The sequence below is a fragment of the Qipengyuania gaetbuli genome, assembly GCF_009827315.1.
Classification (GTDB): domain Bacteria; phylum Pseudomonadota; class Alphaproteobacteria; order Sphingomonadales; family Sphingomonadaceae; genus Qipengyuania; species Qipengyuania gaetbuli.
In genome coordinates this window covers 917,153-941,810 of sequence record NZ_WTYF01000004.1, presented here as the reverse complement: position 1 = coordinate 941,810, position 24,658 = coordinate 917,153, and the positions used below count along the sequence as shown (strand labels likewise).

At 63.5% G+C, this 24,658-nt stretch carries 25 protein-coding genes; 16 read left to right on the top strand and 9 right to left on the bottom strand.

The genetic code is table 11. From position 1 onward, the window contains the following. Positions 1-79 precede the first annotated feature (79 nt). From GRI42_RS06980 to miaB, 3 genes are all read left to right on the top strand, one after another. Complete coding sequence (locus GRI42_RS06980; protein ID WP_160607580.1) at positions 80-541, top strand: peptidylprolyl isomerase; 462 nt, start codon at positions 80-82, stop codon at positions 539-541. Positions 542-734: 193 nt separating this feature from the next. Then, positions 735-1,511, top strand: coding sequence for a GNAT family N-acetyltransferase (locus GRI42_RS14140; protein ID WP_160607579.1), 777 nt, complete (start codon positions 735-737; stop codon positions 1,509-1,511). Positions 1,512-1,581: 70 nt separating this feature from the next. Further along, on the top strand, positions 1,582-2,922 hold the full coding sequence (miaB, locus tag GRI42_RS06970) for a tRNA (N6-isopentenyl adenosine(37)-C2)-methylthiotransferase MiaB (RefSeq protein WP_160607578.1): 1,341 nt from the start codon (positions 1,582-1,584) through the stop codon (positions 2,920-2,922). On the opposite strand, the gene GRI42_RS06965 is transcribed toward miaB, so the two are convergent. Beyond that, positions 2,911-3,477: a hypothetical protein gene (locus GRI42_RS06965; protein WP_160607577.1), complete on the bottom strand. Its 567-nt coding sequence runs from the start codon at positions 3,475-3,477 to the stop codon at positions 2,911-2,913. The two genes, miaB and GRI42_RS06965, sit on opposite strands and share 12 nt — an antisense overlap. Before the next feature lie 145 nt (positions 3,478-3,622). Here GRI42_RS06965 and GRI42_RS06960 point away from each other — a divergent pair, with 145 nt between their 5' ends. The 4 genes from GRI42_RS06960 (at position 3,623) to GRI42_RS06945 (ending at position 7,103) form a co-directional block, all read left to right on the top strand. Continuing rightward, complete coding sequence (locus GRI42_RS06960; protein WP_234033890.1) at positions 3,623-4,654, top strand: PhoH family protein; 1,032 nt, start codon at positions 3,623-3,625, stop codon at positions 4,652-4,654. Between the two features lie 67 nt (positions 4,655-4,721). Then, positions 4,722-5,210 (top strand): rRNA maturation RNase YbeY, encoded by a 489-nt coding sequence (gene ybeY / locus GRI42_RS06955; protein WP_160609117.1) that lies wholly within the window; start codon positions 4,722-4,724, stop codon positions 5,208-5,210. 17 nt (positions 5,211-5,227) lie between these two features. Further along, the gene (locus GRI42_RS06950) at positions 5,228-6,148 is read left to right on the top strand and encodes a hemolysin family protein (RefSeq protein ID WP_160607576.1); all 921 of its coding nucleotides are present in this window, start codon (positions 5,228-5,230) and stop codon (positions 6,146-6,148) included. 70 nt (positions 6,149-6,218) lie between these two features. Then, positions 6,219-7,103: a LysR substrate-binding domain-containing protein gene (locus tag GRI42_RS06945; RefSeq protein ID WP_160607575.1), complete on the top strand. Its 885-nt coding sequence runs from the start codon at positions 6,219-6,221 to the stop codon at positions 7,101-7,103. On the opposite strand, the gene GRI42_RS06940 is transcribed toward GRI42_RS06945, so the two are convergent. From GRI42_RS06940 to GRI42_RS06910, 7 genes are all read right to left on the bottom strand, one after another. Further along, the gene (locus GRI42_RS06940) at positions 7,100-8,002 is read right to left on the bottom strand and encodes a lysophospholipid acyltransferase family protein (RefSeq protein ID WP_160607574.1); all 903 of its coding nucleotides are present in this window, start codon (positions 8,000-8,002) and stop codon (positions 7,100-7,102) included. The genes GRI42_RS06945 and GRI42_RS06940 overlap by 4 nt on opposite strands. Next, positions 7,974-8,396: a Fur family transcriptional regulator gene (locus GRI42_RS06935; RefSeq protein ID WP_090482542.1), complete on the bottom strand. Its 423-nt coding sequence runs from the start codon at positions 8,394-8,396 to the stop codon at positions 7,974-7,976. Before GRI42_RS06935 ends, GRI42_RS06940 begins: the two co-directional genes overlap by 29 nt. Positions 8,397-8,468: 72 nt before the next feature. Next, entirely contained in the window at positions 8,469-8,906 is a 438-nt protein-coding gene (locus tag GRI42_RS06930; protein WP_160607573.1) for a MucR family transcriptional regulator, read from the bottom strand. 119 nt (positions 8,907-9,025) lie between these two features. Then, positions 9,026-9,478: a GNAT family N-acetyltransferase gene (locus GRI42_RS06925; RefSeq protein ID WP_234033889.1), complete on the bottom strand. Its 453-nt coding sequence runs from the start codon at positions 9,476-9,478 to the stop codon at positions 9,026-9,028. Beyond that, entirely contained in the window at positions 9,475-10,089 is a 615-nt protein-coding gene (gene tsaB, locus GRI42_RS06920; protein WP_160607572.1) for a tRNA (adenosine(37)-N6)-threonylcarbamoyltransferase complex dimerization subunit type 1 TsaB, read from the bottom strand. The genes GRI42_RS06925 and tsaB overlap by 4 nt, the downstream gene beginning before the upstream one ends. Positions 10,090-10,126: 37 nt before the next feature. Further along, positions 10,127-10,735: a malonic semialdehyde reductase gene (locus GRI42_RS06915; protein ID WP_160607571.1), complete on the bottom strand. Its 609-nt coding sequence runs from the start codon at positions 10,733-10,735 to the stop codon at positions 10,127-10,129. Positions 10,736-10,767: 32 nt separating this feature from the next. Next, positions 10,768-11,349, bottom strand: a complete 582-nt coding sequence (locus GRI42_RS06910; RefSeq protein WP_160609115.1) for a NifU family protein — start codon at positions 11,347-11,349, stop codon at positions 10,768-10,770. 98 nt (positions 11,350-11,447) lie between these two features. Between GRI42_RS06910 and GRI42_RS06905 the strand changes: the two genes are divergently transcribed. The 9 genes from GRI42_RS06905 (at position 11,448) to GRI42_RS06865 (ending at position 24,110) form a co-directional block, all read left to right on the top strand. Beyond that, complete coding sequence (locus GRI42_RS06905) at positions 11,448-14,378, top strand: M16 family metallopeptidase (protein WP_160607570.1); 2,931 nt, start codon at positions 11,448-11,450, stop codon at positions 14,376-14,378. Between the two features lie 110 nt (positions 14,379-14,488). Beyond that, positions 14,489-15,862, top strand: coding sequence for a class II 3-deoxy-7-phosphoheptulonate synthase (locus tag GRI42_RS06900; RefSeq protein WP_160607569.1), 1,374 nt, complete (start codon positions 14,489-14,491; stop codon positions 15,860-15,862). A 227-nt stretch (positions 15,863-16,089) separates the two neighbouring features. Next, the gene (locus GRI42_RS06895; protein ID WP_160607568.1) at positions 16,090-17,061 is read left to right on the top strand and encodes a GGDEF domain-containing protein; all 972 of its coding nucleotides are present in this window, start codon (positions 16,090-16,092) and stop codon (positions 17,059-17,061) included. A 153-nt stretch (positions 17,062-17,214) separates the two neighbouring features. Next, the gene (egtB, locus tag GRI42_RS06890) at positions 17,215-18,444 is read left to right on the top strand and encodes an ergothioneine biosynthesis protein EgtB (protein WP_325065342.1); all 1,230 of its coding nucleotides are present in this window, start codon (positions 17,215-17,217) and stop codon (positions 18,442-18,444) included. Continuing rightward, positions 18,441-19,439 carry an L-histidine N(alpha)-methyltransferase gene (gene egtD, locus GRI42_RS06885; protein ID WP_160607567.1) on the top strand — a complete coding sequence of 333 codons (999 nt, stop codon included), beginning with the start codon at positions 18,441-18,443 and terminating at the stop codon, positions 19,437-19,439. Before egtB ends, egtD begins: the two co-directional genes overlap by 4 nt. A gap of 41 nt (positions 19,440-19,480) precedes the next feature. Then, positions 19,481-20,140, top strand: coding sequence for a retropepsin-like aspartic protease family protein (locus GRI42_RS06880; RefSeq protein ID WP_160607566.1), 660 nt, complete (start codon positions 19,481-19,483; stop codon positions 20,138-20,140). A 40-nt stretch (positions 20,141-20,180) separates the two neighbouring features. Continuing rightward, a complete protein-coding gene (gene otsB, locus GRI42_RS06875; protein ID WP_160607565.1) occupies positions 20,181-20,930 on the top strand; it encodes a trehalose-phosphatase in 750 nt (249 codons plus the stop codon). Then, entirely contained in the window at positions 20,909-22,711 is a 1,803-nt protein-coding gene (locus GRI42_RS06870; protein ID WP_325065308.1) for a glycoside hydrolase family 15 protein, read from the top strand. The genes otsB and GRI42_RS06870 overlap by 22 nt, the downstream gene beginning before the upstream one ends. 1 nt (position 22,712) lies before the next feature. Continuing rightward, complete coding sequence (locus tag GRI42_RS06865) at positions 22,713-24,110, top strand: alpha,alpha-trehalose-phosphate synthase (UDP-forming) (protein ID WP_160607563.1); 1,398 nt, start codon at positions 22,713-22,715, stop codon at positions 24,108-24,110. Here the strand turns inward: GRI42_RS06865 and GRI42_RS06860 are convergent. Next, positions 24,107-24,565: a response regulator gene (locus GRI42_RS06860; protein WP_160607562.1), complete on the bottom strand. Its 459-nt coding sequence runs from the start codon at positions 24,563-24,565 to the stop codon at positions 24,107-24,109. The two genes, GRI42_RS06865 and GRI42_RS06860, sit on opposite strands and share 4 nt — an antisense overlap. Positions 24,566-24,658: the final 93 nt, after the last annotated feature.

Below are 24,658 nucleotides of genomic sequence, written 5' to 3'. Positions count from 1 at the left end.
GCGTCGATTGCAAGCAGAGGGTGACATCGGCGGGCGAGCGCCTATGTAGGCGGCAACCAACTCACAGGAGACCAGCCAGATGGCAGACAAACTGACCTTCACCCTCGACACCGGCAATGGAGAAGGCGGCGACGTCGTCATCAAGCTGCGCCCCGACCTTGCACCGGGCCATGTCGAGCGCATCACGACGCTGGCTGGCGAAGGCTTCTACGACGGCGTGGTCTTTCACCGCGTGATCCCCGGCTTCATGGCGCAGGGCGGCGATCCGACCGGCACCGGCATGGGCGGCAGCGACAAGCCCGACCTGAAGGCCGAATTCAACGCCGAACCGCACGTGCGCGGCACCTGCTCGATGGCCCGCACCCAAGTGCCGGACAGCGCCAACAGCCAGTTCTTCATCTGCTTCGACGATGCCCACTTCCTCGACGGCCAGTACACCGTCTGGGGCCAGGTCGAGAGCGGCATGGAGCACATCGACGCACTGCCCAAGGGCGAACCGCCGCGCGAGCCGGGCAAGATCGTCAAGGCGACCGTCAGCTAACCCACACTGCGGGTAAGGAGGCGCGAGCAGGCGGGTTTTCGCCGCTTTGCGCCTCCTCCCGTTCCTATCGGTGCGCAGCCCCGAACGGGCATGGCGCACACTGCACAAAGGCCCCAAAATCCGCACTGGCGCAAATGCGAAACCGGCCCTAGCCTGCGCCCATCATCAGGTGCGCAACTTTGGGGGAAGTACTGTGGCCGGACATTCATTTCACGACGAGGCATGGCACATCGAGCACATGGGTGCCGAGGTCATGCGCCTGTTCGGCCATGCGCCGAACCGCCTGCTCGAAACCGGCAAGGATTTCTGGATCGGCCTGAGCGGAGAGCCCGGCTGTGCCGACCTCAACATGGCGGGGTTGGGTGCCTCTGTCTCCGACGACGACCTCGACCGTGTCGTGCAGATCATTCGCGATACGCAGATCGACACGATCATCGTCGCGCCCAGCGAAAATTCGGACCTCAAGGCCCGGCTGGAACAGCGCGGGATCGAAACGGTGGGGCAGGTGCCCTGCATGGAGCGTCCCGCGGGCCCGTTCGACAGGCCCGCTCCGTTCAATGCTCGCATGGCGACGACTGCCGAAATGGCGCAGGTAATGGACGTCTCGGCACAGGCCTTTTCGCTCGATATCGAGAAAACCAGCCGGTCCATGCCTGCGGAATTCCTTCAGGATGAGGGGAACGAGATCTGGCTCGTGGAAGAGGACGGAAAGATCCTGGGGACCGGTGTCTTCATGCGGACCGATGACCACCTCGGGGTCTATGTCATGGCGACTCCGGAAGAGCATCGCGGACGGGGCGTCGGCACAGCCGTGCTCCAATCGGCCATCGAGCATCACCAAGAAAGCGGCCTGGAGTTCGCCACGCTGGGCGCGACCGAAATGGGCTATCCCGTCTACGAAAAGCTGGGCTTCAGAACGGTCGCGCAGCCATACGTGGCCGTGATCGGTGCCTCGACGCAGTTCTCGTAATGCCAAGGCCCCTCGGCTGCCGCAGGGGTGATTGAACCTTGGGCAGCTTCGGGCTAGGGCCGCGGTCCGCATGAAACCGACTACCGCCCCCAGGACCTACAGGGTCAAGAGCTTCGGCTGCCAGATGAACGTCTATGACGGCGAGCGCATGGCCGAGATGCTGGCGACGCGCGGCATCAAACCTGCGCCCGAAGGCGAGGAAGCGGACCTCGTGGTCCTCAACACCTGCCACATCCGCGAAAAGGCAGCGGAGAAGGTCTACTCCGACATCGGCCGCCTGCAGAAAGCGGACGGCACCAAGCCGCTGATCGCGGTCGCAGGCTGCGTTGCTCAGGCCGAGGGTGAAGAGATCATGGCCCGCGCCCCGGCGGTCAGCATGGTCGTCGGCCCGCAGGCCTATCACCGCCTGCCCGAAATGCTCGACAAGGCAGTCCAGGGCGAACGGGCGACCGATACCGACATGCCCGCGATCGCCAAGTTCGCGGCGCTGCCCGAGCGGCGCAAGATCGGTCCTGCCGCCTTCCTCACCGTACAGGAAGGCTGCGACAAGTTCTGCACCTATTGCGTGGTACCCTATACCCGCGGCGCGGAAATCAGCCGACCTTACAGCGATGTCTTGACTGAAGCTCGCAAGCTGGTCGAAGCCGGCGCCCGCGAAATCACCCTGCTCGGCCAGAACGTCAGTGCATGGAGCGGGGAGAACGAGAGGGGCCACCGTGTCGGCCTTGCCGGCCTGATCCGCGATCTTGCGGATATCGATGGCCTCGCCCGCATCCGCTATACCACGAGCCATCCTGCCGACATGGATGACGAGCTGATCGCCGCCCATGGCGAGGTCGACAAGCTCATGCCCTTCCTGCACCTGCCGGTTCAGGCCGGTAGCGACCGCGTGCTTAAGGCGATGAATCGCAGCCACACGGCGGAAAGCTATCTGAAGCTGCTCGAACGCTTCCGTGCAGCACGGCCGGACCTTGCGCTGAGCGGCGACTTCATCGTCGGTTTCCCGGGCGAAACCGATGCAGAGTTCGAGGAAACGCTGAGGTTGGTGGACGAGGTCCGCTACGCGCAGGCGTTCAGCTTCAAATACAGTCCGCGCCCCGGTACTCCTGCCGCGAGCATGGACGGCCAGATCGCGAAGGAAGTCATGGACGAGCGCCTGCAGCGCCTGCAGGCGGCCCTCAACCGTGACCAGCTTGCCTTCAACGAGGGCACCGTTGGCAGGACCTGCGAAGTGCTGGTCGAACGCAAGGGCAAGCATCCCGGCCAGTGGCTGGGCAAGACGCCCTGGCTGCAAAGCGCCTGGTTCGACGGCGATTATGCCATCGGCGACCTGGTCGAAGTGGACCTGATCGAGGCAGGCCCCAACTCGCTCAGGGCATCGGTTCGCGAAGGTGCCCTGTCACTCGCCTGATTTGGCTTCGGCCTCCAGCGTCTTCATTTCGGGTTCTTCGGGGAGCAGCACCGTGCCGGCTTCCTCGGTCGGTTCGGCCGGGGCAACCGTCGGGTTCGACGGATAGCTCTCGCCATCGAAGGCAAGGCGCATCATGCCCGACGGGCCGCCGCCGCCCGACACGCTGATGGCAAGATCCTTCCACCCGTTGGTCTCACTATCGAGCACCGAGATCGGCGTGCGGGAGACCGAGATTTCGGTGACCTTGCTCCACATCGGGCCGGCCGGCGTCAGGACCAGCGTGTTGCAGCCACCAGTTCCGCAGAAATAGGGCGTGATGATGTGGACGATGGCTTCGTCCGCGCCGTCGCCATTAAGGTCGGACCAGGCGAGGGCGTACTGCATGGGTGCCGCATCGGGGTATTCCTGAAGCAGGAAGTGACGGATGTCCTCTTCCGCATTGGCAGGGGCAGGCGAGACCTCTTCAACGACTGTTGTTTCCGGAGCCTCCGCTTCCGGCGCTTCGGCACAGGCGGCAATCGAAAGGGCGACGATCGGCAGGAACTCAAAGCGCATGGGTCAGGCTCCTTTGGTCTGGTCCGGGCAGGATGCCTCGCAACTCCAAGTCTTGCAACTGCATGACTTTCCACCGCCATGATCGCGGTGCTCTTGCGTGGCGGGGGACAAGGCCTAGATTCCGAATCGGAAACGAAAGGAGCGCATGGCTCGCAAACCCGCATCGAAGGCCCCTCAGGCTTTCACTCCGCCGCCCAGTCCGCAGCGTGAAATACGCCGCGCCCAGCTCGACCTGACCTTCGACAACCAGAGCCTGCTCGGCGCGCTGTTCGGACAGTTCGATGCGAATATTGTGCAGGTCGAAAACCGGCTTGGCGTCTTTATCGCGGCGAGGGGCAATGCCCTCCATATCGAAGGGCCCGAAGACAGCGTGGCCCGGGCCCGCGACGTCCTCAACGAAATGTACGACCGGCTCGCCATGGGACAGGATCTCGACCAGGGAGCGATCGAATCGCTGATCGCCATGTCGAACGAACCCACTCTGGACGGCATCATGGACGGCAAGCCGGAAGGTCCGCCGATCATGATCCGTACCCGGCGCAAGACCATCGTGCCGCGCAGCGCAATGCAGGCGACCTATATGCGCAGCCTCGTGCGCGACGACATCATCTTCGCGCTGGGTCCGGCGGGGACAGGCAAGACCTATCTCGCCGTGGCGCAGGCGGTGGCGCAGCTGATTACCGGCAGCGTCCAGCGCCTGATCCTCAGCCGTCCTGCGGTGGAAGCGGGCGAGAAGCTCGGCTTCCTTCCTGGCGACATGAAGGACAAGGTCGATCCGTACCTGCGCCCGCTGTACGATGCGCTCTACGATTGCATGCCGCCCGAACAGGTCGAGCGGCGCTTGGCCAGTGGCGAGATCGAGATTGCGCCCATCGCCTTCATGCGCGGGCGCACGCTAGCCGATGCCTTCGTTATCCTCGACGAGGCGCAGAACACCACGCGCGAGCAGATGAAGATGTTCCTTACCCGCTTCGGTCAGAACAGCCGGATGGTGGTCTGCGGGGACCCGCGCCAGGTCGATATTCCGGGCGGCGACCGCATGAGCGGGCTTGCCGATGCGGTCGAGAAGCTGGAGGGCGTCGAAGGCTTCGGCACCATCCGCTTCACTGCCGCCGACGTCGTGCGCCACCCGATCGTGGGGCGGATTGTGGAGGCCTACGAGGGGCCAACAGTCTAGCCGACGCAAATCGCAGGGACCTATTGCTGCTTACGTGGACCCGCGTTTCGGGCAGGGATTGAATTGGGTGAATCTGGACATCGACATCGACGGTTGGCCCGAGGGCGATTGGGAGGCGCTTGCCGGCAATGTGCTGGACGCCGCCGCGCAGATAGAGCCGGGCCTAGCAAATCCGCGCCTGACTGCCTCGCTGCTGTTCACCAGCGATGAAGAGGTCCACGAACTCAATCGCGAATGGCGCGGCAAGGACAAGCCGACAAACGTGCTGTCCTTTCCCATGCTGGAGCGCGAGGAACTGCTGGGACTTGCGCACGATGGTCCTCCTGAATTGCTCGGCGACTTGGCGCTCGCATACGGTACCTGCGAGCGGGAAGCGGCGGAGAAGGGCATCGCTCTGGCGGATCACGCGGCCCATCTTATCGTGCACGGCTTGCTGCACCTTGCCGGTCATGATCACGTCGATTCCGACGAGCAGGCCGAGGCAATGGAAAAACTCGAGATCGAAGCGCTTGCAAAACTGGGTATTGCGGACCCATATGGGGACCGCGACAAATAGGAGCACGCACCCGGCCCATGGCCAATTCTTCCACCCCCGCCGGAGACGCGGAGAGTAGCAGCGGGCTGTGGCCCGCAATTCGCAAATTGTTCGACCCCGAAAGCGGCGAGCGGTCCCTCCGCGCGCAGCTCGAAGAGGCTATCGACGAGCACGAGGGCGAGAACGGCGACGGTGCCGAAGGCGAACCGGCCAAGGGCGACTTGTCGCCGGTCGAACGCCAGATGCTGCGCAACCTGCTGCATTTCTCCGAACACGATGCCGACGATGTGGCAATCCCGCGCGGCGAGATCATCGCCGTGTCGGCCGATGCCAGCTGGGACGAACTGGTCGCCCAGTTCTCCGAACACGGCCATTCGCGCATGCCGGTCTACCGCGGACAGCTAGATGACGTGATCGGCATGATCCACATCAAAGATGTCTTTCCTTTCCTCGCGGAAAAGAAGGCGCCGCCGGCCGACTGGACGGTGCTGATGCGCCAGCCGCTTTATGTGCCGCAGACGCGCAACGCGCTGGACGTCCTCGCCGACATGCGCTCGCAGCGGATGCACCTCGCGGTGGTCATCGACGAGTTTTCCGGCACGGACGGTCTCATCACGATCGAGGATCTGGTCGAGGAAATCGTCGGCGATATCGAAGACGAGCACGACGATGCGCCCGAGGAATGGATCGTGTCGATCGGCGAAGGCATGTGGGACTGCGACGCGCGCGCGGAACTCGACGACGTGGCCGAGAAGGTCGATCCGCGTCTTGCCGAGGTCGAGGAAGCGGTCGATACGCTAGGCGGGCTGGCTTTCGTCCTGGCGGAACAGGTGCCGCCGGTCGGCAAGGTTCTCGAGCATCCGAGCGGCTGGCGGATCGAAATCCTCGACGGGGATGAAACCCACGTGACCCGCATGCGCCTGCACGAACCGGCCAGCGAGGAAAAAGCTTCCGACTGATACGACTGTTGCGTGAAATCGCACATTCGCGCTCGACACGGGTGCGCGTGCGCAATAGGTCGGTTGCATCATGGCTGTCCGCCGACTTCCCCCGCTGCGCGCCCTCGAGGCCTTTGTCCGTACCGTCCGACTAGGCTCTGCGCGTGCGGCAGCGGACGAACTCGGCCTCAGCCCGTCCGCGCTTTCGCGGCGCATCGGCAATCTGGAAGACTTCGTAGGGAAGAAGCTGTTCACCCGTGCGCGGCAGTCGATGCAACTGACCGATGACGGCCACGCCTTCTTCGAAGCGGTGCATCCCCAGCTCGAAGCGCTGGCCCGTGCGGTCGAAAGCCAGTCGGAGAACCTGTCGGTCCTGCGGCTTCACCTTGGTGTGTTGCCGCTGTTCGGTTCGCAGCGCCTGTTCCCGCGTTTGGCGGAACTGCGGGCGCGACATCCGCTGCTGCATATCGATATCGATACAGGTCCGCACCTTGAAGACCGGGTGGGCGACACGCTGGATGCAGCCATCATCCTGTCGCGAGGGCCCGCCAGCGGCCTGCACGCGGTGCGGCTGGACTACAACATGGTCCACGCCATCGCGAGCAAGGAACTGGCGGAGAAGCTGGGCGACAAGCCGGATATCGAGGCGCTCTCGCGCCAGACATTCCTCATCCACAACGGCCTTCCCGAAAGCTTCGTCGCCTGGAAGGACGAGCTGGGCCTGCGCGAGCTTGAACCTGCAGCGATTGACCACTTCGATTCCGGCCAGTTGATGCTGGAAGCTGCCGCACAGGGCCTCGGTATCGCCATCATGCATGACGACCACCTGCGCCGTGCTGCCGACACAAGGCTGACCGACCTCTACGGGGTCGAGGTCGAAAGCCCCTACAGCTACTGGTTCGTGTGCAAGCCGACCGCGCTCGAGGAACGGCCCGTGCGATTGTTCCACGACTGGCTGGTGAACGCCGCTCTTTAACTCTCGGTTTCGCTGGCCGGCGGCTTGTAGCGCACGGCGTCGACTACATGCTGATAGTCGCGCAGCGGCTTCCCGAGGTTCGCCTCCAGCCGCTCGACAATCTCGGCTCTCGACTTGGCGGCAATCGCCTTGCGCCCGTGGAACTCCTCGGGGCTGAACGGCTCGAGATAGTGGATGCGCAGCTTGAAAGTTCCGCGACGTGCCATGATGCGCATGGCGTTGTGGAGGCCAGTCTCGTCACCGATCCAGGCGATCTCTTCCGAATTCTCGCCGTAGTCGACCACCGCAGGCTGTACGAGGACACCCGGCGGTGGCGGCTCGAGCACGGAGATCATGCTGGATTTGAACGGGAGCAGGGAGTGCCCATCGGTTACAGTGCCTTCCGGGAAGACCGTGACCGACCAGTTGTCGGCCAGCGCTTCCTTGAGGGCATTGATCTGTTCGGCCACGCCCATCCGGTTCTCGCGCTTCACGAAGACGGTCCGGTTGAGGCTGCACAGCCAGCCGATCACAGGGACCTGGCTCAGTTCCCACTTGGCCACGAAGGCCGTCCCGCTCGCGCCTGCCATGGCGAGGATGTCGATCCACGACACGTGGTTGGCGATAAAGAAGACGTCCCGCCGCAGCGGAGTGCCCACGATCTCGACCCGCGCGCCCACGACCCTGGCTGTGTAGCGCAGGAACAGCATGGGAAAGGGCGAGCCGTATGCCAGGATGCGGAAGGCATAGTGCAGCGGCACGAAGAGCAGCAGCAGCAGGACAATGGCAATGGTGCGTGCAATGAAGCGCACCCAACCGGCAATGGTCAGCGGTACTTTCTCGCCCCGCGCTGCTGCCAGCCTTTTCTCCGTGTAGCGCGCGAGGCGACGCTCAGCTTTCGCGGTCGAGGCGGACGCCATAGAGTTCCATGCGATGGTCGACGAGGCGGTAGCCCAGCTTTTCGGCGATCTGCTTTTGGAGAGCTTCGAGTTCGGGGTCGACGAATTCCACGACTTTGCCGCTTTCGACATCGATCAGGTGATCGTGATGTGCTTCGGGTGCGGCCTCGTAGCGGGCGCGGCCATCGCCGAAATCGTGGCGGTCCAGGATGCCCGCTTCCTCGAACAGCCGGACCGTGCGGTAGACGGTGGCGATCGAGATGCCGGGATCGATCTTGTTCGCCCGTTCGTGGAGCATTTCCACGTCGGGATGGTCGTCGCTTTCCGACAGCACCTTGGCGATGACGCGCCGCTGTTCGGTAATGCGCAGGCCCTTGTCAGCGCAAAGCTGTTCGAGATCGATCTTCTGGTGCAAAGGGGCTCCCCAATGAAAAACGCCCCGCACCCTTATCGGGCCGGGGCGCTGTTCTCAAGCGAGGGATGCGGATTACGCCGCTTTCTTGCGTCCGCGCTTCTGGCCGGGCTTGCGACCGAGGCCGATCTTCTTCGCCAAGTCACGGCGGGTGTCCGCATAGTCGGGGGCGACCATCGGATAGTCACCGGGCAAGTCCCAGCGCTGACGATATTCGTCAGGGGTCATGCCGTGTTCGGTGGAAAGGTGCCGTTTAAGCATTTTCATCTTCTTGCCGCAGTCGAGGCAGACAACGTGGTCTCTTTTGACTGACGCGCGGACAGAAACGGCAGGATCCGGACGCGCTTCTTCGGTGACCGAAGTGCCATCGAGACCGGCGAGCGCTGCATAGACATTCGAAATCAGGGCCGGGACATCGTCGACGGCCACGCTGTTATTACTCACATGCGCGGCAACGATATCCGAGGTAAGCGTAATCAACGTTTCGGCTATATCGGTTTCGAAGTGGTCCATAGTCATATTTCTCCCTTTTCTATGGGATACGCCGACCATTAGGGACTGTCTACATGAGATTGTATAAAACCGACAATTTTGTCGCGTCCATACAACTGGACGTTACTTGGGTCATGAAATTACAATGACTTGGCAAATGTGACCGCGTCGATTGGGGTGCCATCGAGCGTGCGGTAATAGTCCCGCCGACGACCGATCGGCTCGAATCCGGCGGCCAGATAGACCCTTTCGGCATCATTGTTCGCGCGCATTTCAAGGAAGACCCGGGCTGCTCCCGCCTCTCGGGATGCTTCGAAGAACCGGTCGAGCAACAGGCGGCCGATGCCCCGTCCGCGCATGTCAGGTGATACTCCGATCAACAGGAGTTCGACTTCGTCCAATACCTTGCGGGCAAGAACAAATCCCGCTGCATCTGCCGCTTCACTTGGTACCTCGCCGTTTTGATCGGCCAGCAACATGAAGCCCGAAGAAAGTGAAAGCGAATCCTCGACTTGCCGGCGCGTCCACGCCTCGCGCCAATAGGGATCGAAGGCGCTCTCCATCACGGCCATCAGCTTGTCGATGTCGCTCATGCGCCGGGAAGCTTCGCGTCCGGCGGCCGGCCGTAGATCGGGGATAGCTGGTCCATCAGCAGGCGTTCGCCCATTGAGCCGACCCCGCGTGCATCGGGCAGGATATCGAGAGCGCGACGGGGGCCATCCAGTCCTTCGGCCAGCTGCGCCGCGCGATTGCCTGCAACAACCGGATGGCGGGCCGCCAGCCTTGCCTCCTCGGGGTCAAGCGAGCGGACCTCCGTTTCCGGCAAGCCGTCTGCCGCGAATTCCTGCAAGAACCACTCGCCATGCCCGCCGTTCATGCTGACTGTAACTGGTCCGGCAGTCTCGGCCTGTGCGATCGCGGCGACCAGAGCCAGCGTCGGATACCCGCGAACGGGCGTCCCCCATGCAACGCCAAGTGCGCGCGCTGTGGCAAGCCCGATGCGAACGCCCGTGAAGCTGCCAGGACCCAGCGAGACGCGGATTTCGTCTGCGCGGCCCTTGCCGGGAAGCTCTGCAATCATCGGGACCAGACGTTCGGCATGGCCCCGCCCGATCGTCTCGTGGAACGAGCCGATGACGTCCCCGTCCTCGAACAGGGCTACCGAACAGGCTTCGGTCGCAGTCTCGATTGCCAGCATTCGCATGCCGTGCGCCCTGCCTCAGCCTGCGGTTCGCTTCAAGTCAGGCGATGGTATTGAACTTGCCGAAATCGGGGCGCGGGCTGCGATCGAAGATCGTCGTGCGGTCGCCATAGCCGATGCTGCAGATGAAGTTGCTCTTGTGGCGCGGGTTGTCGCCGAAGAACGCCTTGTCCACCGCCGCATTGTCGAAACCCGACATGGGACCGCAGTCAAGGCCGACGGCGCGTGCGGCCAGCATGAGGTACGCGCCCTGCAGCGAGGAATTGCGGAATGCACCCTGTTCGCGGCCCTTTTCGTCGCCTTCGAACCAGCTCTTCGCGTCTGTATGCGGGAACAGCCAAGGCAGTTCTTCGTGGAAGTCGATGTCGTAGCCGATGATCACGGTGACGGGGGCGGCCAGCACCTTGGCTTCATTGCCTTCCGAAACGCAGGCCGCGAGCTTCTGCTTGGCCTCGTCCGACTTCACCCAGACGAAACGGCCCGGCTGCATGTTTGCAGAGGTCGGCGCCATCTTCAGCAGTTCGTAGATAGAGCGGATCTGGTCGTCCGACACGTCTTTGGGCAGCCAGCCATTGTAGCTGCGGGCTTTGCGGAAAAGCTGGTCGAGCGCTTCGGCGCCAAGGACGGTGTCGTGGAACTGTTTGGTCATGAAGTGAACTCGCGTCAGGAAACAGGAACAGGTCAGGCGGCGCGGACTTCAACCACTTCGGGCACGTAATGTTTCAGCAGGCCTTCGATGCCGTGCTTGAGCGTCGCCGAAGAAGACGGGCATCCCGAACAGGCTCCCTGCATCTGAAGATAGACGACGCCGTCGCGATAGCCGCGATACTGGATGTCGCCGCCGTCACCGGCAACCGCCGGGCGCACGCGGGTTTCGAGCAGTTCGTTGATCTGCGCGACGATGTCGGCATCTTCGGCCCGTTCCTCGACCATCAGGTCCGCGTCCTCGGCAGGAACGCTGATCCCGCCCGCGCTGCCCGGCGCAAAAAGCGGGGCCTGCGAGACGAAATGGTCGAGCAGGATGGAAAGCACCTGCGGCTTGAGATCGGTCCAGCTCGAACCCGGTGCAGCGGTCACAGTCACGAAATCGCTTCCGAAGAAGACGTTGGTGACCTCGCCGGTGTCGAAAATGGCCTGGGCGAGCGGGCTTGCCTCGGCTGCTTCGGGGGTGGCGAATTCGCGGGTGCCTTGTCCCATGACAGCCTCGCCCGGAAGGAACTTCAGGCTAGACGGATTGGGAGTCGTTTCGGTCTCTATGAACATGGCCGCGATGTAGGAGGCCGAGGGGCCAACGGCAAGCGAAGCTGCGAAAATGCCGGTGTTCACTGGTCCTTCACTTCCCCGCCCCCTATATGCCCGGCATGACCGATTTCCCGCGCGCCGCCGGGCGTTTCGCGCTCGTCCTTCCCCTCGCGTTTCTCGCCGCCCAACCGTTGGTGGCGCAGGATGCGCCAAGGCCCGCCTCGCTGCAGGCCGAAGGGGAGGTCCCGTGGATTTACGAGGGCAGCGACGTCCCTCGCGACAAGGAATGGCTGTTCGGCGAGCTTGATAACGGACTTCGGTATGGCGTGCGCGAGAACGGTGTTCCGCCGGGCCAGGTGTCCATCCGCGTCCGCATCGATGCGGGTTCCCTCCACGAGGAGGACAGCGAGCTCGGCTATGCCCACCTGCTCGAACACCTCCTGTTCCGCGAGAGCAAGTATCTCGGCATTTCCGAGGCTATTCCCACGTGGCAGCGGCTCGGCGCGACCTTCGGCAGCGACACCAATGCCGAGACCAGCTCGACGCACACGGTCTACAAGCTGGACCTCCCCAACATCGATCCGGCCAAGCTCGACGAGAGCATGAAACTGCTGTCAGGCATGGTGCGAGCACCGGTCCTGTCAGACGGGAATGTCCGTACAGAAGTGCCGATCGTCCTTGCCGAGAAGCGCGAGCGCGGCGGCGTGGGCGAGCGTGTCTCCGAGGCCTCGATGAAGACGTTGTTCGCCGGCCAGCGACTGGCGGAACGCCTGACGATCGGGACCGAGGAAAGCCTGCGCAACGCAAACGGCAAATCGGTCAAGGCATTCTACGACCGCTGGTATCGACCGGAAAACACCGTGATCTCGGTCGTCGGCGATCTCGACCCTGTCCTGTTCGCTTCGCTGATCGAGAAGTACTTCGGGGAATGGAAAGCGACCGGCAAGGCGGCACCTGCCCCCGATTTCGGCGATCCGGTCGCGCCTGCTGGCGCGGACGCGGAAAATCCGGTCGGCGAAGTGGCGGTCATCGTAGAGCCGACCCTGCCGCGCGCCTTCACCTACGGCTATTTCCGTCCGTGGCGGCAGGTGCAGGACACCATCGTTTACAACGAGGGGCGCCTGCGCGAGCAGCTTGCTCTCCAGCTCATCAATCGCCGTCTTGAGGCGCGCGCGCGTGCGGGTGGCAGCTTCCTCTACGCGCAGGCCAGCGAGGCGAAGATCAGCCGGTCGACCCATGCCACGCTGGTCCAGTTCGCGCCGCTGACGGAGGACTGGGAGGCTGCCCTTGCGGATGTGCGCTCGGTCATCGCGGACGCGCTCGCCAACCCGCCCACGCGCGAGGAGATGGAGCGCGAACTCGACGAGATGGAGGTCGGCTATGCCAACCTCGTCGAACAGCGCTCGGTTCTCGCGGGATCGGGCTATGCCGACGACCTCGTGAACGCGGTCGATATTCGCGAAGCGATCGCGGCGCCCGAAACCTTCCTGATGGTCTTCAAGTCGATGCGCCGGAAGTCGGATCCTGCAAACGTGCTGGAGGCGACCCGCAAGCTCTTCGATGGCGATGTCATCCGCGCCACCTACATCACGCCGGATGCGAACGAAGCCAGCAAGGCGGGCGTCGTGGCGGCACTGTCCAAGCCCGTCGAAAGCGCAGGCGATGCGCGGCTTGCTGCGCAGTCCATTTCCTTCGACGACCTGCCGCCCGTGGGCGAACCGGGGACTATCGTCGCACGGGCACCGCACACGCTGGGCGATGTCGAGCGGATCGAATTTGCCAATGGCGTGAATGCGCTCCTGCTGGCCAATGAGAACGAGCCCGGACGCATCGCGGTGAAGGTCCGCTTCGGCGCGGGGCTACGCGCTTTCGGTCCGGAGGATGCAGCCCTGATCCAGCTGGGCGAAGGCGCTCTCATCCAGTCCGGCCTCGGTGAACTGGACCAGGAAGATCTCGACCGGCTCGCGACGGGCCGCAAGCTAGGGTTCGAATTCGGCATCGGTGAAGGTGCGTTCACTTTCGCGGCCCAGACCCGCAAGCAGGACCTTGCCGACCAGCTTTACCTGTTTGCTGCCAAGCTCGGCATGCCGCGCTGGGATGCGGCACCGCTGGCACGGGCCAAGGCCGCCGGAAGGCTCGCTTACCAGAGCTACGAATCGAACCCTGCAGGCGTCATCAACCGCGACCTCGAATATTACCTCTACGGGCAGGACCGTCGCTTCCTGACGCCGACGCCGGACATGCTGGAAGGCGTGACGCTCGACCAGTTCCGCGAGGGCTGGACGAAGGCCTTGGGGCAAGGGCCCGTCGAGGTGCTGATCTTCGGCGATTACGACAAGGAAGATGCGGTCGAGACGCTGCGCCGGACTTTCGGCGCGCTGCCGCCTCGCGAAGCGATCCCCGCGACCGCACTGGCCCGCGAAATCGGTTTTGCCCAGCCGGGTGCGACGCAGGTGCGCTACCACCAGGGCGAAGCCGACCAGGCTGCGGCTGTGATGGCGTGGCCGGCAGGTGCCGGGCCGGGTGAAATCCGCAAGTCCCGGCAGCTTGCGATCCTGACCGAGGTGTTCAACAACCGTTTGCGCGATGCCATGCGCGAGCGGGCTGGTGCCAGCTATGCACCGGTCGTGCGGCTCGACTGGCCGACCGATGTAGAGAGCGGCGGGACGATTACCGCGCTGGCCCAACTGCGTCCGGGCGACGTGCCGGCCTTCTTCGCGGAAACCGACCGCATCGCGCGCGAGCTCACCCAGACCCCGCCGACGGCGGCCGAACTGGCCGAAGCGGCCGAACCGCTGCGCAACTATTACGAGCGGATTTCGAGCGGGAACTACTTCTTCCTGCTGGAGCTGGAGAATTCCACGGTCGATCCCCGGCGAATGCAGGCACTGCGCGGGTTCCTGAACGACTATTCGCAGACCAGCCCGGACATCATGCTGGCGCTGGCGCAGGAATATTTTGGTGGCACTTCCGGCTGGCGCATGGCCGTCATTCCGCAGGGCCAGGAACTGGCGACCGCCACCGCCATGACGACTGTCACCGGCCGCTAGGGACCGATCACGGCAATCGCGCTTTTGCGCTGGCCAAGTTTATGCTGCTTGCGCGAAAAGGGCCGATGCGGCTCTGTCACCGGCCGCAAGTAACGAAGAATGGATGAGTAATGGCACGCGAATGGGCACCCGATAGCTGGCAGGCGTTCGAAGCACGGCACCTGCCGCGCTACGAAGACCCCGCCGCGCTGGAGGAAGCGACGACTGCTCTGTCGAGCCACCCGCCGCTGGTCTTCGCCGGCGAGGCGCGTGCACTGAAGGCAGATCTCGCCGAAGTGGCCGAAGGCAAGGCCTTCCTGCTGCAAGGCGGCGACTGTGCCGAAAGCTTTGCGGAATTCCACCCGAACAACATCCGCGACACCTTCCGCGTGCTGCTGCAGATGGCGGTCGTCATGACTTTCGCCAGCAAGAAGCCGGTCGTGAAGGTCGGTCGCATGGCAGGCCAGTTCGCCAAGCCGCGTAGCTCCGACACGGAGACGCAGGGCGATATGACCCTGCCGAGCTACTTCGGCGACAATATCAACGGTATCGATTTCGATCCTGCCAGCCGGACGAACGACCCGCAGCGCATGGTCCGCGCTTATTTCCAGGCCTCGTCCACGCTCAACCTGCTGCGCGCTTTCGCCGGCGGTGGCTATGCGAACCTGCGGCAGGTCCACCAGTGGACGCTCGATTTCATGGGCCGTAGCCCCTGGGCCGACAAATTCGCCGACCTTGCCGACCGGATCGGCGAAGCGCTCGACTTCATGGAGGCCTGCGGGATCGATCCCGCAACCGTCCCGCAGTTGCAGGGCACCAGCTTCTACACCAGTCACGAGGCGCTGCTGCTCCCCTACGAGCAGGCACTGACCCGCCGCGACAGCCTGACGGGCGATTGGTACGACACCAGCGCGCACATGGTCTGGATCGGCGATCGCACACGTTTCGAAGGCAGCGCCCACGTCGAATTCGCGCGCGGCATCGGCAATCCGCTCGGCATGAAGTGTGGACCCAGCCTCGAAACCGATGCGATGCTGCGCCTGCTCGACACGCTCAACCCGGCGCGCGAGCCTGGGCGGATCACGCTGATCAGCCGCTTCGGCCACGACAAGGTGGAAGACGGCCTGCCGCGCCTCGTCCGCGCGGTGAAGGCGGAAGGCCATCCGGTCGTGTGGAGCTGCGACCCGATGCACGGCAACGTCGTGAAGTCGGACAGCGGCTACAAGACGCGGCCCTTCGATCGCATCCTCACCGAAGTGAAAGGCTTCTTCGCAGTGCACCGCGCCGAAGGGACGCATCCCGGCGGCATCCATGTCGAGATGACCGGCCAGGACGTGACCGAGTGCGTGGGCGGGGCCATCGCCATCACGGACGAGGCGCTGAAGGACCGTTATCACACGCATTGCGATCCGCGGCTCAACGCTGCCCAGTCGCTGGAGCTGGCGTTCCTGATCGCCGAAACTCTCAACGCGGAACAGGACCAACTGAAGGCCGACGCTGCTTGAGGGTTTGGGACTAGGTAGTCCTACCTAGCGACTCTTCGCCCACCATTATCGGGGCCCGTGCCATGCATCATGCCATGGCACGGACCAACGGATCATACAAAACACCAATTGCCTCTCGCTCCGCCATGGCGCTGCTCGTGGTCGGCTGGACCACAGGAATTCTGGCTCTGGCATTGTATCTGCGATCCGCGCCTGCAGGGCTCATCCTGGCATGCTGCGGCATGTGATTGCTGGTTACGAGGCACTTGCGCCGCACTTGCCGCCTCGACCGCCGCAACCGTGCACTCGAACGCGACGTCCGGCATCTGGAGGCTGTCGAGGGCCTCGCCGGAATCGGGCGCTGGTGTATCGAATGGCCTGACCGAAGGCATCTCTGGTCGCAGGAAATGTGCCAGATCGCGGGGGTGCCCACGGATGTAGCACCGAACGATGAGTTACTCGCGCACCTGATGCCTGACGGAATGGTCCAGCTGGAGGTGACGCTGGCCGCGCACGCTCCCGATCGGGAGCCCTATGCTGCCGAGTTCGAACTGCTGCTCCCGGACGGTGAGGCCCGCATTTTGAGGGCCCGCGCACGCAATGTGTTTTCTCCGGAAGGAGAGCTTGAACGCGTCCTGATGGTCGTTCGCGATGTCACCGAGGATTACGCGATGGTCCAACAGGTCGAGGAGGAAAAGGCGCGCGCATTGCGGCTTGCGGAAGAGGCCCGGCGCGAAGCAAATACCGATGCCCTCACCGGGCTTGCGAGCAGGAGGGCGATCATGGCAGCGCTCGACCGCGCCCTTCTCGATGCCGCGAGATCTGGCAAGCCGCTCTCAATGGTCATGTTCGATATCGACCACTTCAAGGAGGTGAATGACCAGAATGGCCATGCAAGTGGCGACAAGGTGCTTGTCAGGGTAGCCCAGATCGCGCTGCGCCATGCGCGGGACGGGGATCTTGTCGGCCGGATCGGTGGCGAGGAGTTCCTGTGGCTGCTTTCCGATTGCGATGACAGGGAAGCGCTCGATGCTGCCGAACGCCTGCGCTGGGCCGTCGAGGCGGGCACCCATTCGCAGCCCATTCCCGACGTAACCATCAGTGCAGGCCACGCCACCCACGAAGTGGGCGAGGGCGCTCTTTCTCTTTTCGCCCGGGCCGACGCAGCCCTCTACGGGGCGAAACGCGCAGGCCGCAACCTGGTCGCCCGTGCAGCTTGAAAGCTCATAAGTTATCATAGGTTAGCTGCGAGAGCGTTTATCGGGACTAACCCTTTAAACTGTCATCGAAATGCGTCATGGTACCTATATCTGCCGATTTCCGGCATCCAATCTGATGGAGGGAGGGGCCAGATTCCGTCCCATGCTGCCAGTATTGCGCGCGACCCGTTCGCGCTCGCCGCCCACTTTGCAGAAACCCGCAGGCTGAGCGAAGCGCTGGTTGCGCCCCTGTCCGAAGCCGACGTCACGCTGCAGTCGATGGAGGATGCCTCGCCGGCAAAGTGGCATTTGGCGCATACAACATGGTTCTGGGAAACCTTTCTCCTGCGCGATCACCTGGACAGCTACCGCCTGTTCGACGAGAGTTGGCCCTTCATCTTCAACTCCTATTACGAGGCCGAGGGAGAGCGGATAAACCGCTTCTCGCGAGGCATGCTGTCTCGGCCAACGCTGGCACAGGTTATCGAGTGGCGGGCCATTGTAGACGAGGCGATGGAGCCGCTTTTCGGCCGCGAAGAGCTGGTCCCGCTCATCGAACTGGGCATCGCGCATGAGCAGCAGCACCAGGAATTGCTGCTGACCGACATCAAGCACGCTTTCTTCCAGAACCCGCTGGGCCCGGCGATGTGGTCCGAACCAGTTCAGGGGGCGACAAAAGTCGAGGATGGATGGCATTCCTATCCGGGCGGTGTCGCGCGGATCGGCTTCCAGGCAGATAGCTTCGCATTCGACAACGAGGGGCCCGCGCACCGCGTACTGCTCCAACCGTTCGAATTGTCGGCGCACCTGGTGACGAACCGCGAATGGGCCGAGTTCATGGAAGACGGCGGCTACCGCACGGCAAGCCTGTGGCTGTCGGACGGTTGGGCCTGGGTGCGCGAGAACGGCATCGCTGCGCCGCTGTACTGGTCTGACGACCGGCATTTCACGCATTGCGGCTGGCAGGATCGCAATCCTGCCGCGCCTGTCACCCATATCTCCTATTTCGAGGCCGACGCCTTTGCGACCTGGTCCGGTAACCGTTTGCCGACCGAATTCGAATGGGAAGCCATCGCCCGAGGCCAGGAAGGGGAGGAGCCCGCACATGATCCGGAAGGTGGAAACCAGCTCGATGCCGCTGTCCCCCCGCTACCTCGCGGAGAGCGCGGTCTCTTCGGTGATTGCTGGCAATTCACCCGCTCGGCCTATCTTCCCTATCCGCGCTTCCGGCCGGCGTCGGGGGCGGTGGGTGAATACAATGGCAAGTTCATGAGCGGGCAGTTCGTCCTCAAGGGCGCGAGTTGTGCGACCGTGCGCGGCCATTCGCGGGCGAGTTATCGTAACTTCTTCTATCCGCACCAGCGCTGGCAGTTCACCGGCCTCAGGCTCGCGAGGGACATATGACGCCGACACAGGGAATTGCGCTCGTCGACCTGGACGAGGATGGCGTCGACCGCGCGTTTCGCGCCGACGTTCTGAACGGCCTTCGCCAGCGCCAGAAAGCGGTTCCCGCACGCTGGTTCTATGACGATGCGGGCTCTGCCCTGTTCGAGGAAATCACACGGCTGGAGGAATATTACCCCACCCGCGCCGAAACGGAGATCCTGCGCAACCATAGCGCGGACTTCCATCGCCTGATCGGGCCGGGAAGGGCGGTGGTCGAATTCGGGTCGGGAAGTTCGGTGAAAACGCCGCTGCTGCTGTCGGCTATCGAGCCGGGCGCCTACGTCCCGCTCGACATATCCGGCGATTTCCTGCGCGCTTCTTCCGCTGCCCTCGCGCGCAAGTTTACGGGCTTGCCGGTACACCCCGTCGAAGCGGATTTCATGCGCGAGGTGGAATTGCCCGATGCCATCGTGCCGCTGAAGAAGCTCGGTTTCTTTCCGGGTTCCACGATCGGAAACATGGTGCCGCGAACGGCGGTCGACCTCCTGCGTTCGATGCGTGCGACCCTTCGCGGCAGCCGGGGCGAAAGACCGATGCTGCTGATCGGGATGGACCTGGTAAAGGACCAGGCGGTGCTCGAGGCGGCCTATGACGACGCGAAGGGCGTGACAGCCCGCTTCAACCTCAATCTTGCCGAGCGTATCAATCGCGAACTCGACGGGACTATTCCAACTGGAGACCTAGCCCACCGCGCCATCTGGAACAATGATTTTGCCCGCATCGAGATGCATCTCGAGGCTATGAAAGACATTGTGTTTTCCGTGTCCGGCGAAAAGTTCATGATGGATAAGGGCGAAACGATCCATACGGAGAACAGCCACAAGTTCACGCGGCGCAGTGCCAACCTCATGCTGCTCGCAGGCGGATGGACCCCGCTCCAGCAATGGACCGACGAAGAAGGCCGTTTTTCGGTGACCCTGGCCGAGGCGAGCGAGCAGCGCGAAGCACCGTAACAGTGATCGCGGCGCAAGCAATTCTGCGCTAGGGTAGAGCCATGGAGCCACAGGCAATAATCGACGCAGGTGCGGAACTCATCAGAGCCATTCCGCGCTCCGGCCTGCTCGTTGCGACCATCGCCGCGCTGCTGCTGGGCTGGATCGGTTCGGCCATGCTCAGGCGGGAAGTCGCCGGCGGTCGCGCCGTGCGCACGCTCAGCACGCTGGCGCTTGTCGGCATACTTGTAACCGTATTTCTGCAAATCGCCCGCTTCGATCCCCGTCTCGACACGATGACCGAAATCGGCTTGCCCGAGCAGAGCATCGTCGGGGCGGAAACGGTCATACCCATGGCGCCGGACGGCCATTTCTGGCTCAGCGCCGAAGTGAACGGGGTGCCGACCCGGCTGATGGTCGACACCGGAGCAACGCTGACGGCGTTCTCGACCGAGTCTGCCGAAGCGGCGGGCCTCCAGCCTCGGCCGGGCGGACTGCCCGTCATGCTCGGCACCGCCAACGGCACAGTGACCGCAGAACTGACCACTGTCCCCAGCCTCTCATTCGGGAATATCCGCGCCGAAGGGCTCGACGCGGTCATCGCACCCAATCTCGGGCGCACCAACGTGCTCGGTATGAACTTCCTCTCGCGCTTGAAGGGCTGGCGGGTGGAGGATGGCAACCTCATCCTTTCTCCCGATACGGCAGATACGCAGCAGTGAGCATTTGACCCGGGCGCGCCAACCGCTAAGTCGGGTGGCGATGGCCAGCCAATCCTCGCTTCCATCCCCGCCGCCCCTTGCGGACCTGCTGGTGCAGGCCCCTGCGGCACTCTTTCTAGATTTCGATGGTACGCTGGTAGAACTGGCCCCCGAGCCGGGCCTGATCCACATTCCGGAAACGCTGGTTGGCTCGCTCCACGACCTGCGCGACCGGCTGGAGGGGAGGCTGGCGCTGGTTTCCGGGCGTGCGCTGGACGATCTCGAGCGCCATCTGGGCGATGTGCGCCTGTATCGCGCGGGGTCACACGGAGTGGCACGGCGGCGGGCGGACGGTTCGCTTGTCGGACCCGAGCCGGAAGGGCTTCCGCCGGGCGCGGTGGCGCAGCTCCGCGCCTTCGCTTCGACGCACGACCTTCTCTACGAAGAGAAGACCCATGGCGGCGCACTCCATTTCCGGCGGAACCCCGAGATGGGTGAGGCGGTTCTGGATTTCGCACGGCAAGTCGCCGCGCAGTTCGATCTCGAAGTCACGACCGGCAAGGCCATAGCCGAACTGGTCAGGCCCGGGGCAAACAAGGCAGGGGCTGTGCGCGCCTTCCTTTCCGAAGCGACTTTTGCAGGAGCACGCCCCATCTTCATTGGAGATGATGTGACCGACGAGGACGGGATGGCCGCCGCAATCGAATGCGGAGGTTTCGGCATTGCGGTAGGCGAACGGGCCAGCAAGAATGCACGCTATCACCTGGGCAGCGTGACTGCTGTCCACCAGTGGCTGGAGTTGTGGAAATAGGAAGCTCGCTCGAACTGTCACCCATCGGCAATTGCCAGGTCAGCGCCCTCGTCGACGAGACGGGTGGTTTCGTCTGGGGATGCATCCCGCGGGTCGATGGCGATCCGGCCTTTTGCGCACTCCTCAACGGCGACCGGCAGGATCAGGGCGTCTGGCGGTTCGAACTGGAAGGGCAGGTTTCCGCCGCCCAGCATTACGTGCGCAACACGCCGGTCCTCGTGACCCGGCTGGAGGCCGAGGACGGCAGCGCCCTGGAAATCACCGATTTTGCCCCGCGTTTCGAAGGTTCGGGCCGGATGTACCGCCCCGTGGCGTTCATTCGCATCATCCGGCCCGTCGCCGGCGCACCGCGGGTCCGTGTCAGGCTGGCCCCCATGCACGGCTACGGGGCTGGCGAGGCGACGACGACCAACGGCACCAATCACGTGCGCTATCGCATCGGCGACGAAACGCTGCGCCTCTCGACCGATGCACCGGTCGGCTACGTGCTTGAGGGGCGAAGCTATCGCGTGGAAAGTGACCAGCATTTCTTCCTTGGCCCGGACGAGCCGTTCGTGGGCAACCTCCGAAGCGAATTGCGGCGAATGGAGGCCAATACCCGCAAGTACTGGCAACATTGGGTCCGCGGCCTGCACATACCGCTCGAATGGCAGGAAGAGGTCATCCGCTCTGCCATCACGCTCAAGCTGTGCCAGCACGAGGAAACCGGCGCGATCGTGGCCGCGCTGACCACCTCGGTGCCCGAAGCGCCCGGCAGCGAGCGCAACTGGGACTACCGGTACTGCTGGATCCGCGACAGCTATTACACCGTGCAGGCATTGAACCGCCTGGGCGCGCTCGATGTGCTGGAGAAGTATCTCTCCTACCTGCGCAACATCATCGACCAGGCCCGCGGCGGACAGATCCAGCCGCTCTACTCGGTCATGGGCGAGGCGGAACTGCACGAAAGCTTCGCGCCGCATCTCCAGGGGTACCGCGGCATGGGGCCCGTGCGAGTGGGCAATGCGGCCTACAAGCAGGTCCAGTACGACTGCTATGGCCAGATCGTCATGCCAACCGCGCAGGCATTCTTCGATACGCGATTGCTGCGAATGGCGGACGAGACCGACTTCGAGCACCTCGAAGAGGTGGGCGAGGCAGCCTGGGCCAAGCATGACAAACCGGATGCCGGCCTGTGGGAATTCCGGACCCGGCAAGAGGTGCACACCTATTCTGCGGTCATGTGCTGGGCTGCCTGCGACCGGCTTGCCAACGTGGCCTTGCAGCTGGGCAAGAACGACCGCGCCGCCTTGTGGAAAGAGCGCGCGGAGGCCATTCGCACCAAGATCGAAGCCAACGCATGGAGCGAGGAAGGCCAGCACTACGGCGCGAGCTTCGAAAGCGACTATCTCGATGCAAGCCTGCTCCAGATGGTCGAGTTGCGATTTCTGAAGCCCGACGACGAGCGGTTCCTGAAGACCTTTGCCGCGGTCGAACGGGACTTGCGGCGTGGCGACCACATGCTGCGCTATGCTGCGGAAGACGATTTCGGGGCGCCGGAAACGGCGTTCAATGTGTGCACTTTCTGGCTGATCGAGGCTCTCTACCTGACCGGCCGCAGCCAGGAAGCACGACAATTGTTCTGCGCCATGCTGAGCCACACGACCCGCTCGGGCCTGCTGAGCGAGGATCTCGACTACGAGACGGGCGAACTCTGGGGCAACTTTCCCCAGACCTACTCGCTGGTCGGTATTATCAATTCGGCAGGCCTGCTGTCCAAATCCTGGAGCGAGGTGAGATGACTTGAGGGAGACTTCGCGCCTGGTGGTGGTATCGAACCGCGTGGCTGTCCCCAAGGCTCGCGGGGCGGCAGGGGCGCAAGGTGGTCTGGCTGGGGCTCTGAATGCTGCCCTGAAAAAGCGCAGCGGCGTATGGTTCGGCTGGAGCGGACAGGAAGTCGAACAGCAGACGGGCGAAATTTCCACCCAGACCACTGACGGGGTCACCACCGCCACGATCGACCTGTCGAAACGCGATGTCGACGAATACTACAATGGCTATGCGAATTCGACGCTCTGGCCGCTGTTCCATTATCGCCTCGACCTTGCCGAATACGAACGCGAGACGGGCAAGGGATACGAGCGTGTCAACGAACGCTTCGCGCAGATGCTGGAACCGCTGGTGGAGCCGGAGGATGTGGTCTGGATCCACGACTACCACCTCATCCCGCTCGGAGAGCGCCTGCGCGCGCGGGGCCTAAAGAACCGGATCGGCTTCTTCCTTCATATTCCGTGGCCGCCGACCCGGCTGTTCGTGTCTCTGCCCTTTCACGAGCGGCTGGTGCGCACGATGCTGCACTACGACCTGCTCGGTTTCCAGACCAAGGAATGGCTCGAAAGCTTCCTGCATTATTGTCGCACCGAGCTCGGGGCAGAGGTCGACGACGACAGCGGCGCGGTGACCCTCGAGGGCCGCACGACTGTGGCGCGGGCCTATCCCATCGGTATCGACTGGGATCACTTCAGCGCTCTTGGTGAAACGGGTGAGGCGCGCCAGGCGCAGCAGCGCCTGATGAGTTCGACACGCCACCGCACTGCCATGATCGGCGTCGACCGGCTGGATTATTCCAAGGGGCTACCGGAAAGGCTCGACGGAATCTCGCGCTTCTTCGACCGCCATCCCGACCGGGTGCGCGATCTTGTTTTCGTACAGGTGGCGCCACCCAGCCGCGAGGACGTCGAGAGCTACAAGGAAATACGCGCCCTGCTCGAACGCAAGGCCGGCCAGATCAACGGCGCTCGCAGCGAAGTCGACCTCGTCCCGGTGCGCTACGTGAACCGCGGCTACAGCCATGCGCAACTGTTCGGATTCTTTCGGGCATCGAAGATCGGACTCGTCACCCCGCTACGTGACGGGATGAACTTGGTGGCCAAGGAATATCTCGCCGCTCAGGATCCCAAAGATCCGGGCGTCCTGATCCTGTCGCGTTTTGCCGGGGCGGCCGCGCAGTTGGGTGATGCCGTCCTCGTCAATCCGCACAGTCCGGATGATTTGTCACACGCGATCCGCATCGCGCTGGACATGCCCTTGGCGGAGCGCCGGGAGCGGTACGAGAAATTGATCGGCACGGTGCGCGACGACAACGTTCAGTCCTGGACGGAGGACTTCCTGCGCGATCTCGACGCAGCAGGCGCGCGCTAGAGCATTATCCGCTTTTCGGGCGAGTCCCGCCAGCGACCTGCTGCCTGTTCGAGATGTTCGCTGAGCGAGCGATGTTGCGGCCGCTCGGCCCGCGCCTTGAGGACGAGATTGACCTCGTGCAGCAGCATCTTCGCGTTGAAGGGCTTGCGGATGAAGGCCTGTGCACCGTTGTAATAGGCGTGCTGTTCGTCCTCCGCCCCGGTCAGGCCGGTAAACATGATCACGGGCAGGTCGTAGGTCTCCACCGAACTGCGCAGCGAGCGCAGAACCTGTGCCCCGGTAAGGCCCGGCATGTCATGGTCGTGCAGCAGCAGGTCGGGCCTGCGCCACCTGAGGATTTCGAGCGCGCGTTCACCATCGGCAACCCAGCCGCAGACATGGCCTGCATCGAACAAGAGCTTGCTCGCCATGTCGGCCACGATTTCATCGTCGTCTACTATCAGGATGCGCGCCATTCAAAATTCTCCAGCTTCCCTGTTCCCGGTCCGCCGCCGCGATAACCCTGCAAGCCCCAAATCATCCCTTCCGCGCGCTTACGCGTTTGCCAC

Bases quoted from the DNA above. Each gene is read 5' to 3' on its own strand.
- GRI42_RS06980 (WP_160607580.1), top strand. From the start codon at position 80: ATGGCAGACAAACTGACCTTCACCCTCGACACCGGCAATGGAGAAGGC.
- miaB (WP_160607578.1), top strand. From the start codon at position 1,582: ATGAAACCGACTACCGCCCCCAGGACCTACAGGGTCAAGAGCTTCGGC.
- GRI42_RS06965 (WP_160607577.1), bottom strand. From the start codon at position 3,477: ATGCGCTTTGAGTTCCTGCCGATCGTCGCCCTTTCGATTGCCGCCTGT.
- GRI42_RS06960 (WP_234033890.1), top strand. From the start codon at position 3,623: ATGGCTCGCAAACCCGCATCGAAGGCCCCTCAGGCTTTCACTCCGCCG.
- GRI42_RS06950 (WP_160607576.1), top strand. From the start codon at position 5,228: ATGGCCAATTCTTCCACCCCCGCCGGAGACGCGGAGAGTAGCAGCGGG.
- GRI42_RS06945 (WP_160607575.1), top strand. From the start codon at position 6,219: ATGGCTGTCCGCCGACTTCCCCCGCTGCGCGCCCTCGAGGCCTTTGTC.
- GRI42_RS06940 (WP_160607574.1), bottom strand. From the start codon at position 8,002: ATGGCGTCCGCCTCGACCGCGAAAGCTGAGCGTCGCCTCGCGCGCTAC.
- GRI42_RS06930 (WP_160607573.1), bottom strand. From the start codon at position 8,906: ATGGACCACTTCGAAACCGATATAGCCGAAACGTTGATTACGCTTACC.
- GRI42_RS06925 (WP_234033889.1), bottom strand. From the start codon at position 9,478: ATGAGCGACATCGACAAGCTGATGGCCGTGATGGAGAGCGCCTTCGAT.
- tsaB (WP_160607572.1), bottom strand. From the start codon at position 10,089: ATGCGAATGCTGGCAATCGAGACTGCGACCGAAGCCTGTTCGGTAGCC.
- GRI42_RS06915 (WP_160607571.1), bottom strand. From the start codon at position 10,735: ATGACCAAACAGTTCCACGACACCGTCCTTGGCGCCGAAGCGCTCGAC.
- GRI42_RS06910 (WP_160609115.1), bottom strand. From the start codon at position 11,349: ATGTTCATAGAGACCGAAACGACTCCCAATCCGTCTAGCCTGAAGTTC.
- GRI42_RS06905 (WP_160607570.1), top strand. From the start codon at position 11,448: ATGACCGATTTCCCGCGCGCCGCCGGGCGTTTCGCGCTCGTCCTTCCC.
- GRI42_RS06900 (WP_160607569.1), top strand. From the start codon at position 14,489: ATGGCACGCGAATGGGCACCCGATAGCTGGCAGGCGTTCGAAGCACGG.
- egtD (WP_160607567.1), top strand. From the start codon at position 18,441: ATGACGCCGACACAGGGAATTGCGCTCGTCGACCTGGACGAGGATGGC.
- GRI42_RS06880 (WP_160607566.1), top strand. From the start codon at position 19,481: ATGGAGCCACAGGCAATAATCGACGCAGGTGCGGAACTCATCAGAGCC.
- otsB (WP_160607565.1), top strand. From the start codon at position 20,181: ATGGCCAGCCAATCCTCGCTTCCATCCCCGCCGCCCCTTGCGGACCTG.
- GRI42_RS06860 (WP_160607562.1), bottom strand. From the start codon at position 24,565: ATGGCGCGCATCCTGATAGTAGACGACGATGAAATCGTGGCCGACATG.